Annotated in this window: 25 protein-coding genes; 19 read left to right on the forward strand and 6 right to left on the reverse strand. The window is 43.3% G+C overall.

The window, feature by feature from the left end:
* Positions 1-366 precede the first annotated feature (366 nt).
* The 3 genes from ACJHYO_RS08855 to ACJHYO_RS08865 all read right to left on the reverse strand — a co-directional run bounded on the left by ACJHYO_RS08855 (position 367) and on the right by ACJHYO_RS08865 (position 2,837).
* On the reverse strand, positions 367-879 hold the full coding sequence (locus ACJHYO_RS08855) for a DUF4411 family protein (RefSeq protein ID WP_016244337.1): 513 nt from the start codon (positions 877-879) through the stop codon (positions 367-369).
* Complete coding sequence (locus ACJHYO_RS08860) at positions 876-2,015, reverse strand: ImmA/IrrE family metallo-endopeptidase (RefSeq protein ID WP_000741702.1); 1,140 nt, start codon at positions 2,013-2,015, stop codon at positions 876-878. The genes ACJHYO_RS08855 and ACJHYO_RS08860 overlap by 4 nt, the downstream gene beginning before the upstream one ends.
* Positions 2,016-2,144: 129 nt before the next feature.
* A complete protein-coding gene (locus tag ACJHYO_RS08865) occupies positions 2,145-2,837 on the reverse strand; it encodes an XRE family transcriptional regulator (RefSeq protein WP_000712396.1) in 693 nt (230 codons plus the stop codon).
* Positions 2,838-2,947: 110 nt separating this feature from the next.
* Between ACJHYO_RS08865 and ACJHYO_RS08870 the strand changes: the two genes are divergently transcribed.
* The 8 genes from ACJHYO_RS08870 to ACJHYO_RS08905 all read left to right on the forward strand — a co-directional run bounded on the left by ACJHYO_RS08870 (position 2,948) and on the right by ACJHYO_RS08905 (position 7,940).
* Positions 2,948-3,175 carry a helix-turn-helix domain-containing protein gene (locus ACJHYO_RS08870; RefSeq protein ID WP_000184665.1) on the forward strand — a complete coding sequence of 76 codons (228 nt, stop codon included), beginning with the start codon at positions 2,948-2,950 and terminating at the stop codon, positions 3,173-3,175.
* 30 nt (positions 3,176-3,205) lie between these two features.
* On the forward strand, positions 3,206-3,745 hold the full coding sequence (locus ACJHYO_RS08875) for a toxin YdaT domain-containing protein (RefSeq protein WP_001182881.1): 540 nt from the start codon (positions 3,206-3,208) through the stop codon (positions 3,743-3,745).
* An 86-nt stretch (positions 3,746-3,831) separates the two neighbouring features.
* The gene (locus ACJHYO_RS08880) at positions 3,832-4,761 is read left to right on the forward strand and encodes a replication protein (protein ID WP_139815372.1); all 930 of its coding nucleotides are present in this window, start codon (positions 3,832-3,834) and stop codon (positions 4,759-4,761) included.
* Positions 4,758-5,459, forward strand: coding sequence for a replication protein P (locus ACJHYO_RS08885; protein ID WP_410232443.1), 702 nt, complete (start codon positions 4,758-4,760; stop codon positions 5,457-5,459). The genes ACJHYO_RS08880 and ACJHYO_RS08885 overlap by 4 nt, the downstream gene beginning before the upstream one ends.
* The gene (locus tag ACJHYO_RS08890; protein ID WP_085455319.1) at positions 5,456-5,758 is read left to right on the forward strand and encodes a protein ren; all 303 of its coding nucleotides are present in this window, start codon (positions 5,456-5,458) and stop codon (positions 5,756-5,758) included. The genes ACJHYO_RS08885 and ACJHYO_RS08890 overlap by 4 nt, the downstream gene beginning before the upstream one ends.
* A 67-nt stretch (positions 5,759-5,825) precedes the next feature.
* A complete protein-coding gene (gene emrE / locus ACJHYO_RS08895; protein WP_001070442.1) occupies positions 5,826-6,158 on the forward strand; it encodes a multidrug efflux SMR transporter EmrE in 333 nt (110 codons plus the stop codon).
* Positions 6,159-6,206: 48 nt separating this feature from the next.
* Positions 6,207-6,356, forward strand: a complete 150-nt coding sequence (locus ACJHYO_RS08900) for a hypothetical protein (protein WP_001348591.1) — start codon at positions 6,207-6,209, stop codon at positions 6,354-6,356.
* A 57-nt stretch (positions 6,357-6,413) separates the two neighbouring features.
* Entirely contained in the window at positions 6,414-7,940 is a 1,527-nt protein-coding gene (locus ACJHYO_RS08905) for a recombinase family protein (RefSeq protein ID WP_021524011.1), read from the forward strand.
* A 349-nt stretch (positions 7,941-8,289) separates the two neighbouring features.
* Here the strand turns inward: ACJHYO_RS08905 and ACJHYO_RS08910 are convergent, their stop codons facing one another.
* Entirely contained in the window at positions 8,290-9,333 is a 1,044-nt protein-coding gene (locus tag ACJHYO_RS08910; RefSeq protein WP_001535299.1) for an alpha/beta hydrolase, read from the reverse strand.
* 349 nt (positions 9,334-9,682) lie between these two features.
* Between ACJHYO_RS08910 and ACJHYO_RS08915 the strand changes: the two genes are divergently transcribed.
* From ACJHYO_RS08915 to quuD, 7 genes are all read left to right on the forward strand, one after another.
* The gene (locus ACJHYO_RS08915; RefSeq protein WP_072190466.1) at positions 9,683-9,784 is read left to right on the forward strand and encodes a hypothetical protein; all 102 of its coding nucleotides are present in this window, start codon (positions 9,683-9,685) and stop codon (positions 9,782-9,784) included.
* Positions 9,781-10,236: a DNA base-flipping protein YbcN gene (gene ybcN, locus ACJHYO_RS08920; protein ID WP_001053006.1), complete on the forward strand. Its 456-nt coding sequence runs from the start codon at positions 9,781-9,783 to the stop codon at positions 10,234-10,236. The genes ACJHYO_RS08915 and ybcN overlap by 4 nt, the downstream gene beginning before the upstream one ends.
* Complete coding sequence (locus ACJHYO_RS08925) at positions 10,236-10,406, forward strand: NinE family protein (RefSeq protein ID WP_000224907.1); 171 nt, start codon at positions 10,236-10,238, stop codon at positions 10,404-10,406. Before ybcN ends, ACJHYO_RS08925 begins: the two co-directional genes overlap by 1 nt.
* Positions 10,399-10,689: a DUF1364 domain-containing protein gene (locus ACJHYO_RS08930; RefSeq protein WP_000774475.1), complete on the forward strand. Its 291-nt coding sequence runs from the start codon at positions 10,399-10,401 to the stop codon at positions 10,687-10,689. Before ACJHYO_RS08925 ends, ACJHYO_RS08930 begins: the two co-directional genes overlap by 8 nt.
* Entirely contained in the window at positions 10,686-11,048 is a 363-nt protein-coding gene (gene rusA, locus ACJHYO_RS08935) for a crossover junction endodeoxyribonuclease RusA (RefSeq protein WP_001099697.1), read from the forward strand. The genes ACJHYO_RS08930 and rusA overlap by 4 nt, the downstream gene beginning before the upstream one ends.
* Positions 11,045-11,185 (forward strand): YlcG family protein, encoded by a 141-nt coding sequence (locus tag ACJHYO_RS08940; protein ID WP_000971095.1) that lies wholly within the window; start codon positions 11,045-11,047, stop codon positions 11,183-11,185. The genes rusA and ACJHYO_RS08940 overlap by 4 nt, the downstream gene beginning before the upstream one ends.
* 85 nt (positions 11,186-11,270) lie before the next feature.
* On the forward strand, positions 11,271-11,654 hold the full coding sequence (quuD, locus tag ACJHYO_RS08945) for an antitermination protein QuuD (protein WP_001204794.1): 384 nt from the start codon (positions 11,271-11,273) through the stop codon (positions 11,652-11,654).
* A gap of 188 nt (positions 11,655-11,842) precedes the next feature.
* Here quuD and ompC read toward each other — a convergent pair whose 3' ends face one another.
* On the reverse strand, positions 11,843-12,925 hold the full coding sequence (gene ompC / locus ACJHYO_RS08950) for a porin OmpC (RefSeq protein WP_000737271.1): 1,083 nt from the start codon (positions 12,923-12,925) through the stop codon (positions 11,843-11,845).
* Between the two features lie 589 nt (positions 12,926-13,514).
* On the opposite strand from ompC, the gene essD reads away from it, so the two are divergent.
* Genes essD through ACJHYO_RS08970 form a run of 4 tightly spaced genes read left to right on the forward strand, consistent with a single transcriptional unit; the run spans position 13,515 to position 15,080 of the window.
* Complete coding sequence (gene essD / locus ACJHYO_RS08955) at positions 13,515-13,730, forward strand: phage lysis protein EssD (RefSeq protein ID WP_000839596.1); 216 nt, start codon at positions 13,515-13,517, stop codon at positions 13,728-13,730.
* On the forward strand, positions 13,730-14,227 hold the full coding sequence (gene rrrD / locus ACJHYO_RS08960) for a lysozyme RrrD (RefSeq protein WP_000075094.1): 498 nt from the start codon (positions 13,730-13,732) through the stop codon (positions 14,225-14,227). Before essD ends, rrrD begins: the two co-directional genes overlap by 1 nt.
* A complete protein-coding gene (locus ACJHYO_RS08965; protein ID WP_001441931.1) occupies positions 14,224-14,667 on the forward strand; it encodes a lysis protein in 444 nt (147 codons plus the stop codon). Before rrrD ends, ACJHYO_RS08965 begins: the two co-directional genes overlap by 4 nt.
* Positions 14,668-14,705: 38 nt before the next feature.
* The gene (locus tag ACJHYO_RS08970) at positions 14,706-15,080 is read left to right on the forward strand and encodes a DUF6979 family protein (RefSeq protein WP_000084844.1); all 375 of its coding nucleotides are present in this window, start codon (positions 14,706-14,708) and stop codon (positions 15,078-15,080) included.
* A 98-nt stretch (positions 15,081-15,178) separates the two neighbouring features.
* On the opposite strand, the gene ACJHYO_RS08975 is transcribed toward ACJHYO_RS08970, so the two are convergent.
* Entirely contained in the window at positions 15,179-15,361 is a 183-nt protein-coding gene (locus tag ACJHYO_RS08975; RefSeq protein WP_001205136.1) for a hypothetical protein, read from the reverse strand.
* Positions 15,362-15,430: the final 69 nt, after the last annotated feature.

Genomic DNA, 15,430 nt, shown 5'->3' on the forward strand with positions numbered 1-15,430 from the left:
ATGAAATGTTGAGTTAATTTCAGCTGGTCACACCGACGTTCACGCGTCCGTTTCACCCCTCGCACTCCCCGAAGCCTGCTGAAATTCAAACTGCGGATCTAAGCGGTCATCGCAACGGTGAATCAGGTAGTTGCCGTATCGTTGTGTTGTTGCGACATGGTAATAATAGCTATTGCTATTGGTGGTATCAATACTTATTGCTATTGATTGATGTGTTTTGATATTAACTGTTTGATAGCAAAAAGAATTAATTTTGTGACTTGCATCGCATAGCGATAACTGAAGGGAGGTTGTGGTGGTTTTTCGAACGGTTTGTGTGATGAGGGGAGGGGACAAAAGAAAACCCGGCACGGTGGCCGGGACGTTTTATTTCAAAGAAAAATTATGACTAGCGTATCTTGGAAGAAATTCATATAGTGTTAATGTCTTAACGCCGTGAGAAGCAGCAGCATCCGGGATCATTATTCTTTTTTTAGGTTTGCCACCGGATGGTTTCTCATGGGTAATAATAGTATATCCATGTGTCATCGCATGGGCTATTAAAAAAGCATCTGCTTTTTCATGGCTTGCAAAATCAAACTTTGCCTTTTCGGTAACATCTAATTTAGTTGACCAATTTATTAACTTTGCATAATTTTCTATTGAACTATGCTCATCTTCGAAGAATGATGATGGTAACTCTTCTTTAATCCATTTACACAATGGATCATCTTTTGCACATAGTTCTTTTTTTACAGCATTAATGCTATAAATCAGACCATTCATGTGTAAAGCGAGAAGAAAATCCCAAAATATTTTGCAATAATTGAAGTTATATGCAAAGTTTTTTGCCTCTATGAAGACATTACTATCAATTAAGAATTTTCCATTATGAATCATAGAGATTCTCGTTTTTTATAAAATTCAACAACTGTATCTGCTTTTACATTTAGCAGTACGCCTGCTTCCCTTAATGGTAATTGTTGAGACATTGCTTTGGAAATTATTATATTCGTAAGTTTTGGACTGTTACGAACAGGTAATGTGTTAAAGAAAGAACCACCATTAGATTCTTTTTTGGGCTTATTGTAAGCTTGATCTTTAATTATCTCCAAAGTGTTTCTTTCTATCAAATCTAATTGTAACGCTTTGATTGCACAAGCGAAATCACTAACCTTAAATAACTTAGAAACCTCTTTTACTCGATAATAATTATTATCGCTGGATGCATTAAGCCAGAAAGATTTGAAGAGATTATCAGGCATTAAGATTTCAGCAGCAACTTTATTACAAAAAGATTCTATGTTTTTTTCTGTGTCCCACCCAGAGACTCCATCGACTCCAAGCCAAAGATGAGCCACCTCATGAAATAATGTAAATACCTGCGCAGATAACGCGTCCGAGCTATTTACAAAAATGATCGGAGCAACGCTATCAGATATACAGAAACCACGAAACTCTCGCGTGTCAAGTTTTCTTTTATTATTATTACCCACAACACCATTCTTGAAAACTAATACGCCAGTGTCTTCTATTAGTTTTGCCACTTTAGAAAAATAGCTCTCAAAAGTGACATTTTTTATCTCTTTTTGTATATCAAAATGTATTGTGTTTGCTATGTCTGTAGCAACAACCTTATAATTTAATTTTCTATTAAATTTAAATTTACCAATAAAATCGAGTGGATCATCATTACCATTTTCTCTTAAATAGTCTTTGTACCACTCAAGTTTATATTCTATATCATAGTAAACATCAAAAAAATCTTTTCCTAACTCACGGCTATTTATAGCTTGCCTTAAGTCAGGGATCTTGGGTTTGGCTGGAGTTGGTGGCGTTTCAAGAAATAAAAAACCGAAAGGGATTCCTCCAATTTTTGCCAGTTTTTCTGCTGCGGATTTACTTACCACTCCGTTAAGAAATTTATTAATCTTTTTGGGCATGACTTGGTCAGCAAGAGTTTCGATAGAAACTCCTTGAGAATTTGCTATCCAATCAATCATCTTCCTAGACAATTGAAATTCAACCGCTGCCATGTTATCACCTAGTTAAAAAAAACTATTATTCAACAATTATTGTTGTGCACCTGATAGCTAACGTCAAGCCTAATTTATTGCCTTACTACAGTAAGCTGAAAAGCGAAGTGCATAATTTTGTTCTGATTTCTACCCATGCTTTCTATATGTCTGCGGCATGCTCCCGATGACTTTCCCGAAGATGAACACGCGGTTCATCTCGTCTTTCTCGATCGGGTCCCACGGTGAGTAGCTCTTGTTATCAGAGATAACCAGCAGCTTATCCTTCATCATTTGCAGGCGCTTTACATGGGCGGTGTCGTCATACAGAAACGCATAGATACCATCACCGTCGAAAGATTTAACAGTGATATCAACGAACAGAAGATCACCTGGTTCGATCGTTCCTGACATGCTGTCACCGCGTACGTTAATGATGCGGATATTTTCTGCCTTCCTGCCATCGAACATGTGACGAGCATCGTCAAACGAGTACTCAACCGAGCGTAGAACTTCTACAAACTCACGGTTGATGACTCCCGGCCCGGCACTCACTTCTATATCAAGAACGTCAATCTTGAAGTATTTGGGATGGTTGGCAGTAGGCTTCCCTAATTGTTGACCGTCATTTCTCATCGGGCCTATGCCTGATGAGAGCCACTCTGTTCGAACACCCAATGCATTAGCTATTTCAACAATTTTTGTTGAGCCGCGCGCGTTGCCGCTTGTCAGTCTCCAGATTGTGGGTTGAGCTACGCCAGACGCCTTTGCAAGAGCGCCTTGAGACATTCCAGATTGTTCCATCGCTAGGTTTAAGCGATCAGCAAGAGTTTCTTTTTTCATAAGTTTTAATTTATACGCTTGCGTATTGATGGTCAAAACACGTTTTGCTATTGTTATGATTAATACGCATTGCTATTATTTATTCATTGCAATACCAATAGGAATTGATAATGACAAATCAAACCATTCAACTCGCAATCAGTATTACAGGTAGTCAAAAACGACTGGCAGATCTATGCGGTGTAGCCCAACCCACTGTTTGGCGTTGGCTACACGGTGGCGGAATTGATGCCCGCTATGTAATGAAAATTGTCTCAGCCACTGGTGGAAAGATTAAACCAGCAGATATTCGTCCCGACCTCGCACCATTGTTTAACGCGAGTAATTCTGCCGCCTAAACTGCGGCGTTAACTGATAAGGCAATGACTATGCAACCACTTACATACCAACAGACTAGCGGATTTAGCCCGACTGCGGTGATAAATCGTTCTCAAACAAAACAAGCTCCAGGCCACGAAAAAATCCGTGATGCCGTCCGCGCCTGGTCGGCTGCAGATAATCAGGATGTTGTTGCCGCACTCATTGTGAATGAGTATCGGGAGCAGGGCGGCGGCACCATCGATTTCCCTGATGATGTCAGCCGTGCACGCCAGAAGCTGTTCCGCTTCCTCGATAACAAATTCGATTCTGAAAAATACCGAAATAACGTGCGTGAACTGACCCCGGCAATTCTGGCGGTACTACCGCTGGAATATCGCGGCCACCTGGTTGAGCAGGATAGCTTCATGGCTCGGCTGGCTGAAATGGAAAAGGAGCTCAGTGAGGCAAAGCAGGCGGTCATTCTCAACGCACCACGCCACCAGAAACTGAAGGAGATGAGTGAAGGCATTGTGTCGATGTTTCGAGTGGACCCGGATCTGGCTGGTCCATTGATGGCGATGGTCACCACCATGCTGGGGGCAATATGACAGGTTCAAAAATGGCGAAAGCCGGTCTGCTGGAACAGAACCGACTTTCAGGTGCAAATCGTAACACACTCATTGCGGGAGGAATTATGGCAAACACTGCTGAGATATTCAATTTTCCAGTGCCGGATGCGGCACAAAAGGAGCCGCGCGTGGCACATCTCGATGATGGTTATACGCGCATTGCAAATGAGTTGCTGGAAGCTGTGATGCTGGCCGGATTAACACAGCACCAGCTTCTGGTCTTTCTGGCTGTCATGCGCAAAACATATGGCTTTAATAAAAAACTGGATTGGGTTAGCAACGAGCAACTTTCCGAATTAACCGGGATATTGCCGCACAAGTGTTCTGCTGCAAAAAGTGTTCTGGTAAAGCGTGGGATTTTTATTCAGAGCGGGCGGAATACCGGCATTAATAATGTGGTCAGTGAATGGTCAACATTACCCGAATCAGGTAAGAAAAATAAAGTTTACCTGAAAGAGGTAAATTTACCTGAATCAGGTAAAAAAAGTTTACCCAAATCAGGTAAAGGCGTTTACCCGAATCAGGTAAACACAAAAGACAAACTAACAAAAGACAATATAAAACCTTTTTCGTCCGAGAATTCTGGCGAATCCTCTGACCAACCAGAAAACGATCTTCCTGTGGTGAAACCGGATGCTGCAATTCAGAGCGGCAGCAAGTGGGGGACAGCAGAAGACCTGACCGCCGCAGAGTGGATGTTTGACATGGTGAAGACCATCGCGCCATCAGCCAGAAAACCGAATTTTGCAGGGTGGGCTAACGATATCCGCCTGATGCGTGAACGTGACGGACGTAACCACCGCGACATGTGCGTGCTGTTCCGCTGGGCATGCCAGGACAACTTCTGGTCCGGTAACGTGCTGAGCCCGGCCAAACTCCGCGACAAGTGGACCCAGCTCGAAATCAACCGTAACAAGCAACAGGCAGTCGTGACAGCCAGCAAACCAAAACTCGACTTGACAAACACAGACTGGATTTACGGGGTGGATCTATGAAAAACATCGCCGCACAGATGGTTAACTTTGACCGTGAGCAGATGCGTCGGATCGCCAACAACATGCCGGAACAGTACGACGAAAAGCCGCAGGTACAGCAGGTAGCGCAGATCATCAACGGTGTGTTCAGCCAGTTACTGGCAACTTTCCCAGCGAGCCTGGCTAACCGTGACCAGAACGAACTGAACGAAATCCGCCGCCAGTGGGTTCTGGCTTTCCGGGAAAACGGGATCACCACAATGGAACAGGTTAACGCAGGAATGCGCGTAGCCCGTCGGCAGAATCGACCATTTCTTCCATCACCCGGGCAGTTTGTTGCATGGTGCCGGGAAGAAGCATCCGTTATCGCCGGACTGCCAAACGTCAGCGAGCTGGTTGATATGGGTTACGAGTATTGCCGGAAGCGAGGCCTGTATCCGGATGCAGAGTCTTATCCGTGGAAATCAAACGCGCACTACTGGCTGGTTACCAATCTGTACCAGAACATGCGGGCCAATGCGTTGACTGACGCGGAATTACGGCGCAAGGCTGCCGATGAATTGTCCTGTATGACCGCACGAATTAACCGTGGTGAGGCGATACCTGAACCAGTAAAACAACTTCCTGTCATGGGCGGTAGACCTCTAAATCGTGCACAGACTCTGGCGAAGATCGCAGAAATCAAAGCTAAGTTTGGGCTGAAAGGAGCAAGGGTATGACGGGCAAAGAGGCAATTATTCATTACCTGGGGACGCATAATAGCTTCTGTGCGCCGGACGTTGCCGCGCTAACAGGCGCAACAGTAACCAGCATAAATCAGGCTGCGGCTAAAATGGCGCGGGCAGGAATCCTGGTCGTTGATGGTAAGGTCTGGCGAACGGTGTATTATCGGTTCGCTACCAGAGAAGAATGGGAAGGAAAGGTGAGCACGAATTTGATTTTTAAGGAGTGTCGCCAGAGTGCCGCGATGAAACGGGTATTGAGGGTATATAAAAGAACATCAATGGGTACACAATGATGAAACAGGTGAGTTGAGTTCAAACTGTAGTACAATTCTCTCCAGTTTGAACAGGAAAAAATATGCTATGAATCCTTATATTTATCTTGGTGGTGCAATACTTGCAGAGGTCATTGGTACAACCTTAATGAAGTTTTCAGAAGGTTTTACACGGTTATGGCCATCTGTTGGTACAATTATTTGTTATTGTGCATCATTCTGGTTATTAGCTCAGACGCTGGCTTATATTCCTACAGGGATTGCTTATGCTATCTGGTCAGGAGTCGGTATTGTCCTGATTAGCTTACTATCATGGGGATTTTTCGGCCAACGGTTGGACCTGCCAGCCATTATAGGCATGATGTTGATTTGTGCCGGTGTGTTGGTTATTAATTTATTGTCACGAAGCACACCACATTAAAAATAATTTGTTTTTAAACAACTAAAATATGGAGGCTCGTATATTTATATGGGCCTCGTTTTATGCTTTTTGTTAATGTCTTTAGTTTTTATTCATTCTTTTGTGCTTTCAAGGTTATGGTGTAAGAAAATTGCAATACGATTATTGTTGTATATTCAAGATAATGTGACCTTAATTGTCTTTTTAAATAAAAATTAAACAAAAATCATATCTCACCACTAAGGTTTATAAAAGCATACTTTAGCAGGTGTCACCATGAAAAAAGCCATAGCATATATGCGATTTTCATCACCAGGTCAGATGTCTGGTGATTCATTAAACCGCCAGAGAAGGCTTATTACTGAATGGCTAAAGGTAAATAGTGATTATTACCTTGATACCGTAACGTATGAAGATTTGGGGTTAAGCGCATTCAATGGAAAGCATGCACAATCAGGAGCTTTTTCGGAATTTTTAGATGCTATAGAACATGGTTACATATTGCCAGGGACTACATTGTTAGTTGAAAGTCTGGACAGACTTTCAAGAGAAAAAGTCGGTGAAGCGATTGAGCGTCTGAAATTGATTTTGAATCACGGTATTGATGTTATAACTCTTTGCGATAATACAGTCTATAATATAGACTCATTGAATGAGCCATATTCATTAATAAAAGCCATACTTATAGCACAAAGGGCAAATGAAGAAAGCGAGATAAAGTCAAGTCGGGTTAAATTATCATGGAAGAAAAAACGGCAGGATGCACTGGAATCAGGCACGATTATGACGGCGTCTTGTCCGAGATGGCTCTCATTGGATGACAAAAGAACAGCTTTTATTCCAGACCCCGACAGGGTGAAAACGATTGAGCTAATTTTTAAACTCAGGATGGAAAGGCGATCATTGAATGCAATAGCTAAGTATTTAAATGATCATGCTGTAAAAAATTTTTCAGGAAAAGAAAGTGCATGGGGGCCTTCTGTAATTGAAAAATTATTAGCGAATAAAGCTCTGATAGGTATATGCGTACCTTCATATCGTGCAAGAGGGAAAGGGATAAGTGAAATCGCTGGCTATTATCCCAGAGTCATATCAGATGATTTGTTTTACGCTGTACAGGAAATTCGGTTGGCACCTTTTGGTATTAGCAATAGTAGCAAGAATCCTATGCTAATAAATCTACTTCGAACAGTTATGAAGTGTGAGGCTTGTGGTAATACCATGATTGTTCATGCGGTATCTGGACGTTTGCATGGCTATTATGTTTGTCCGATGAGAAGATTACATCGATGTGACAGGCCATCAATAAAAAGAGATTTGGTTGATTATAATATCATTAATGAATTGCTTTTTAATTGTAGCAAAATTCAACCAGTTGAAAACAAGAAAGATGCTAATGAAACTTTAGAGTTAAAAATTATTGAGCTTCAGATGAAAATTAATAATTTAATCGTTGCATTGTCTGTCGCGCCTGAAGTTACCGCTATAGCAGAGAAAATAAGACTATTAGATAAGGAATTACGAAGGGCTTCGGTATCATTAAAAACTTTGAAGAGTAAAGGGGTGAGTTCACTTGGTGATTTTCATGCTATTGATTTAACCAGTAAAAATGGGCGAGAGCTATGTCGTACACTTGCCTATAAAATATTCGAAAAAATTATAATTAATACAGATAATAAAACCTGTGATATCTATTTTATGAATGGCATTGTTTTTAAACACTATCCTTTAATGAAAGTAATATCCGCCCAGCAGGCGATAAGTACTCTTAAATATATGGTTGATGGTGAGATTTATTTTTGAGTAATAATCACTTTTTCAACCGTGCTATGGTATGAAAGTAAAGTAACTAATATGATATTAACTATCTTGAACGAAGCGCCCTGAGCTATAGTTTTACTATAGGCACTGCCACTGGATGTTGGCATTCTTGCTCTAGTAGCTCAACAATACCCAATCACAAAACAATTCACTGATAACAAACTTTGTGCACGTGCTTGGTTATGGCGAACAGGTGATGTTAACCTCTTGCCTGAATGCCACTCCACTTCATTAAGTATCTGAGCACCGAGAGGCTGGTCACGCCCCCATTAAAAATAATTTCTTTTGAATCGAGTGAAATAGGTTAGCCCGCATAAGTGCGGGCTGCTTTTTACAGGTCAGCGTTTGTTTTTTGTTGTTGGGTAGCGGTTTTTATGGGGGTTCCCAGGTTTTTAGTAAACCACTCAACAACTCTGTTTATAATAATTGGCTGATACCATGTATTATCGCCATGCTCAGCCCCTTCTACCAGAACGTACTCAGCGTTATCGCCGTTCTTCTTCAACATCCTGAATAGTTTGGCGCTTTGCTCAGGTGAAACCAGAGTGTCTTTGCTACCATGCATAATAAGAAATGGGGGTTTTACTCCTTTCATATGTCCGATTGGACTGGCGTTTAGCGCTTTTTCTTTTGACGCTGTTATGGGGGCTCCCGCAAAACTTCTGAATGCAGGGCCATTGATCATTAAGGCTTCGGTTACGGCAGGAGATCGATGAACCTCCTGCACTGATTCAGGGAACCCCTCGCCAATATTCAACAAGTCAGAAATCCCATAAAGTGTGGCAACTGCCTGAACATCTGCTGATTGCTGAAGAAAGTCACCTTTATTAAAGGTTTTGTCACCATTTGTAGTTCCCATCATCTGGGCAAGCCATCCACCGGCAGAGTCACCCAGAACTCCGATTCTTTGAGGATCAATCCCATAATCGCTGGCATGTTCTCTCAAGTAACGTATTGCAGCTTTCCCATCCTCAACTGGTGCTGGAAATGTATCAGGAATTGTTCTGTATTCTACAGCGGCCACAACAAAACCAGCTTCAGCCAGAGCCATTCTCATTTCAATAAATTTGTCATGTTCAGAAGACATGAATCCGCCGCCGGGATAATAAATAATGGCTGGTTTTAAATCATTTGTTCGCGGGACAAGAACTGACATGTGAAGCTGTCTGACAGAACGAGTTCCTTTTATCTGGGAATAAACAACATCACCAATGAGATCGACCTGGTTTCTGGTGGGTGAAACACTAATGATATCTGCACCCGGGGTGTAACCAGGAAGATTAGTCTGGACAGGTGTTGCACAACTCCCGACCGACATGGCCATTGACATACCATACAATAGTGTTGCAGATGATAATATCTTGTTAATTTTCATGTTTTACATGCCTTGACTTATCGGATGAAATTCTCTTACTGAATTTAACGGCAGTTTAATAGCAGTACAACTCGTGGTAGCTAGGGAAATATCCCAGTCGTGGTTAAGGTTGTACTTGACGGCTATTATTTCAACAATGCTTAAAGTGAGAGCTTAAGGTTATGCGTATGTTTTACAGTCCGAGTAGATTCTGACCAATAGCTTCTTTGTATAATTCTGTCAGAAATAAATCTTGGCTTGCATGAAGTTTGAGACCTTATCTTGTTTGATTATGAATAATCAATTCGCCATAATTGTATCACCGGAGCCTGAACAACTCCTGTGACTTCTGCGCTAAACGGGGACGTTTATGCGCACATACAATCCAACCTATCTTCTCCATTCACAGATGCAGAAATGCACCTGCGATTTTTTGCATCCAGCGTTTGGCCTCTGCGGAGGTGAATCGTGAACCTCCCACAAGATGGCATCAAATTGCATCGCGGCAACTTCACCGCTTTCGGCCAGCAGATCCAGCCTTATCTGGAGGACGGAAAATGCTTTCGCATGGTGCTTAAACCGTGGCGTGAGAAACGCAGTCTTTCCCAGAATGCACTCAGCCATATGTGGTACAGCGAAATCAGTGAATACCTCATCAGCAGGGGGAAATCGTTCGCTACCGCAGCATGGGTAAAAGATGCTCTCAAACACACATACCTCGGTTATGAAACCAAGGACCTGGTTGATGTCGTAACCGGCGAAATCACTACTATCCAGTCGTTACGCCATACCTCCGATCTTGATACCGGAGAGATGTATGTTTTCCTGTGTAAGGTTGAAGCCTGGGCGATGAATATTGGCTGCCACCTGACTATTCCGCAGCGCTGCGAGTTCCAGCTGCTGCGCGACAAGCAGGAGGCGTAATGGCTACACCGCTTATTCGTGTCATGAACGGACACATCTACAAAGTACCAAATCGTCGTAAGCGTAAACCTGAGCTGAAGCCATCCGAAATACCAACACTGCTCGGGTATACCGCCAGCCTGGTTGATAAAAAATGGTTGCGACTGGCAGCAAGGAGGAATCATGGCTGATTTGAGAAAAGCAGCGCGTGGTCGGGAATGCCAGGTAAGAATCCCTGGCGTATGTAATGGCAATCCTGAAACGTCAGTACTGGCACATATCCGGCTGGCTGGATTGTGCTGTACCGGTATCAAACCGCCAGACCTGATTGCCACCATTGCATGTTCTGCCTGCCACGACGAAATCGACCGTCGCACGCATTTTGTTGACGCTGGATATGCAAAAGAATGCGCGCTGGAAGGTATGGCGAGAACACAGGTTATCTGGTTGAAAGAGGGGGTTATTGAGGCGTGAATACCTACAGCATCACATTACCCTGGCCGCCGAGCAATAATCGCTATTACCGCCATAATCGCGGACGCACGCATATCAGCGCAGAGGGGCAGGCATACCGCGATAATGTCGCCCGAATCATTAAAAACGCAATGCTGGATATCGGCCTGGCTATTCCTGTGAAAATCAGCATTGAGTGCCACATGCCGGATCGCCGTCGCCGTGACCTTGATAATCTGCAAAAGGCCGCTTTTGACGCACTCACCAAAGCAGGTTTCTGGCTGGATGATGCTCAGGTCGTTGATTACCGCGTTGTGAAGATGCCCGTTACCAAAGGTGGGAAGCTGGAGCTGACTATCACTGAACTGGGAGATGAATGATGTTTGAGTCTTATATGGCAGAGCGTCTTCGCCGCCGCTGGGTGCGCCTGCGCTTATATCGTTTTCCTGGTTCTGTTTTGACCGATTACCGAATACTGAAGAATTACGCCAAAACCCTGACAGGAGCAGGAGTATGAAGTCAGAGATAACAATCAACTAATACTGTTTTGTTGATTTTTGCTTGTAATTGGCGTTCTGGTCTGATTTTTGTGGAGTAAGTTGATGCGTGATATTCAGATGGTTCTTGAGCGTTGGGGAGCGTGGGCGGCTAATAATCATGAAGATGTGACCTGGTCGTCCGTTGCCGCCGGTTTTAAGGGATTAATTCCTTCAAAAGTAAAATCTCGCCCGCAATGTTGTGACGATGACGCGATGATCATTTGCGGGTGCATGGCCCGTCTGAAAAAGAACAACAGCGATTTACACGATTTATTAGTAGATTATTATGTATGTGGTATGACATTCATGTCACTGGCAAGTAAGCATTGCTGCTCGGATGGTTATATCGGGAAAAGGTTACAGAAGGCTGAGGGCATAATTGAAGGGATGTTAATGGCATTAGATATCCGGTTAGATATGGATATCGTTGCTAATAATTCTAATTGATATGCAATTGTTTACTAAAAGTTATTAAAAATGGGGCGTGGAAACGCCCCCAAAATAAAGGGTAATATATAACAGAAGGTTTATATAGTAAGAAGCAAGGTAGTGCTTCTAAAGGAAGTGGCTTGAGGGCTCCACTTATATGTTGCGGAGGCAAAGCCTCCCGCAACATATCTTTTTCGTAAGTCAGATTAGAACTGATAAACCAGACCTACAGCGACGATGTCGTCGGTATCAATACCAGCTGTTTTGGTAAACTTACTATCGTCAATTAAGTTGATTTTGTAATCAACAAAAGTGGACATGTTTTTATTAAAGTAGTAAGTAGCACCGACATCGACATACTTGACTAAGTCTCGGTCACCATGAACACCAAGGTCTTTACCTTTTGACTGAAGGTAAGCAACAGATGGTCGCAGACCGAAGTCAAACTGATATTGTGCTACTGCTTCAAAGTTTTGTGCTTTGTTTGCAATATGGTTATTACCAAAAACGGTCATATTCTGAGTTTCAGAATATGTGGTAGCCAGATAGATATTGTTCGCATCATATTTCAGGCCTGCAGCCCATACTTCCGCATTTTTGCCGGAGGCATTGAATTTGCTCTTACCATAGGCGACCTGACCGTCAGTGCGATCTGATTTAGCATAGGTTGCACCCACGCCGAATCCTTCATACTCATAAGTAGTGGAGAAACCGAAACCATCACCATTGGCTTCAGTTACGTCAGTGCGGTCATTTTTACCCTGATACTGAGCAGCAAAGTTCAGGCCATCGACCAGACCAAAGAAGTCGTTGTTACGATAAGTTGCAACACCAGTAGTGCGACCAGTCATGAACACATCTGTTTGGGTCCAGGTATCACCACCGAATTCTGGCAGGACGTCAGTCCACGCACCGATGTCGTATGCTACACCGTAGTTACGGCCGTAATCGATTGAGCCGTAATCACCAAATTTCAGGCCTGCAAATGCAAGACGGGTTTTGTCTTTGGAAGAACCTTGAGATTCAGCACGGTTGCCTTTGAATTCATATTCCCACTGACCGAAACCAGTCAGTTGATCGTTGATTTGGGTTTCACCTTTGAAGCCAAGACGGGCATAAGTAGTATCACCATCATCTGCATCATTAGAGGAGAAGTAGTGCTTGGCATTAACTTTCCCGTATAGATCCAGCTTGTTACTGTCTTTATTATAAATTTCAGCTGCCTGAGCAGACATCGCCATCAGTACTGATGCAGCTACAGCAGAAATTGCCACTGTTAATTTTTTCATTGTACGCCCTTTTTTTTGAACTATTATTAAAAAATGATGTCACTGCGCGATAAATATTCATCTAATCAATGCGATTATTTCAAGATGTAAGTTTTAGTTTCTCATTTAATTTGTGAAGTAGATCTCTATTTTTATCTGAACCTTTTCTATCTAATCCTATTCATGGCTCTTGTTTGAACGAAAATAAATCTATTAGCTAATTTATATTAATGGCACTTATTTATAAGCGCTCTATAATTCTTTAGCTTAATTTAAACAAACTAAAAATAACATCGGAAATTATTCATTGGTTATTTGTTGAAGTTTTCTTATGTATTTGTGGTGGTGTTTTGAACACTCGGTGGCATTCTCACAAATATCATTTAGTAGTTTACGTACGTAAAAAATTGGTTATGCTGTTAAGAGTGGTTACTTCGTCACACAGCTTAAACCCGCCGTCGAGCGGGTTTTTCCATGTTTTGAGTCTCGATATTAGCTGATAACCCAATACCTGAGTTATTCACTGACTCCGAATCTGTTACGTTTCTGCCTTTATTGCGATACGTAGTATCCCCTTAATTTACACCCGCTTTGTCTGCGAGGTGGGGTTATGAAATCCATGGATAAGTTAACAACGGGTGTCGCCTATGGCACCTCAGCAGGTAGTGCCGGGTACTGGTTTTTACAGTTGCTCGATAAAGTCACGCCCTCACAGTGGGCGGCAATAGGTGTGCTGGGTAGTCTGGTATTTGGCTTGCTGACGTATCTGACAAACCTTTATTTCAAGATTAAAGAAGATAAGCGTAAGGCTGCGAGAGGTGAATAATGTCGCCATCATTACGCAAGGCTATTGCTGCTGCTATTGGTGGTGGGGCTGTTGCTATAGCGTCTGTGCTCATCACTGGTCCGAGTGGTGACGATGGCCTGGAAGGTGTCAGCTACATACCATACAAAGATATCGTTGGCGTATGGACTGTATGTCACGGACACACCGGAAAAGACATCATGCTCGGTAAAACGTATACCGAAGCAGAATGCAAAGCCCTCCTGAATAAAGACCTTGCCACTGTCGCCAGACAAATTAACCCGTACATCAAAGTCGATATACCGGAAACAACGCGCGGCGCTCTTTACTCGTTCGTTTACAACGTGGGCGCTGGCAATTTCAGAACATCGACGCTTCTTCGCAAAATAAACCAGGGCGATATCAAAGGCGCATGTGATCAGCTACGGCGCTGGACATACGCTGGCGGTAAGCAATGGAAAGGGCTGATGACTCGCCGTGAGATTGAGCGTGAAGTCTGTTTGTGGGGGCAACAATGAGCAGAGTAACCGCGATTATCTCCGCTCTGGTTATCTGCATCATCGTCTGCCTGTCATGGGCTGTTAATCATTACCGTGATAACGCCATCGCCTACAAAGAGCAGCGCGACAAAGCCGCATCTACTATCGCTGACATGCAGAAGCGTCAACGTGATGTAGCAGAACTCGACGCCAGATACACAAAGGAGCTTGCTGATGCTAACGCGACTATCGAAAGTCTACGTGCTGATGTTTTTGCTGGTCGTAAGTGGCTGCGCGTCAAAGCAGTCTGTCCGGACATGCATAAAACCACCGCCGCCTCCGGCGTGGATGATGGTGCCAGCCCCAGACTTACTGACACCGCTCAACGGGATTATTTCGTTCTCAGAGAGCGCATCGAAACCGTAACTAACCAATTGAATGGTCTGCAAGAGTATGTGAGATCACAGTGTTCATATTAGAAAAGTCTTATCATAAGATTTTTGTATATGGATGCATTATGTCTCAATACGCTCAAGCCGCTTTAAATGCTTATCAATTGGTTGCTCATAACTCAATGTCTCCTCGTGATGCATGGGAGGCTGCTGTCGCTGAGGTTACAGAAAGCGAATCGGCAAGAAAGAAGGGATGCCCAAGGGCAACGTTTCTCGCTCTGGCGGATAGCGGTTATCTGAAGAATGTAAAACAACATCATGGGGAGAAAAAGATCGGTAAGTTGTACCAAAGGGCAATTGAAGTTGCGAATCTGATTCTTGATTTACCCGGAATTAGCAAAGCTGAGCTAGTTGATAAAACTTGCTATAAAGACAGGCAAGGGTCTTATGACATTGCTCTAACTCTCGCTCAGCACGGATTACTCCAGCGTCCTCAATAAGATATTAAGTGATTTATGGCCTCGCTTTTAGCGGGGCTTTTTCATATCTGAATCTCACCATGCATATCATCACCTGACTGGAACGTCAGGAGAATTCGTTACCGGGATTCGATAAAGGTATTCAAGCCTGACACATTATGCGCTGTATCGTCGCCGTATTCCTGCATTAACCATGACCGTAGCCCGACGGGGAATTCCTTCTGCGCGAGTGTGCGGGAATAATCAAAAACGATGCACACCGGGTTTTTACCGCGTTTATTATTCGCGGGTTTGTCCCTCATGCTCGCCAGTCCTGTGCGGGGTGGAAGAAACAGGACGTGTATTCAGGTCTGTCAGATATTGAATTCATT

Origin of the sequence: Escherichia sp. WS1118, assembly GCF_046487695.1 — a bacterium.
In the GTDB taxonomy this organism is placed as follows: domain Bacteria; phylum Pseudomonadota; class Gammaproteobacteria; order Enterobacterales; family Enterobacteriaceae; genus Escherichia; species Escherichia coli.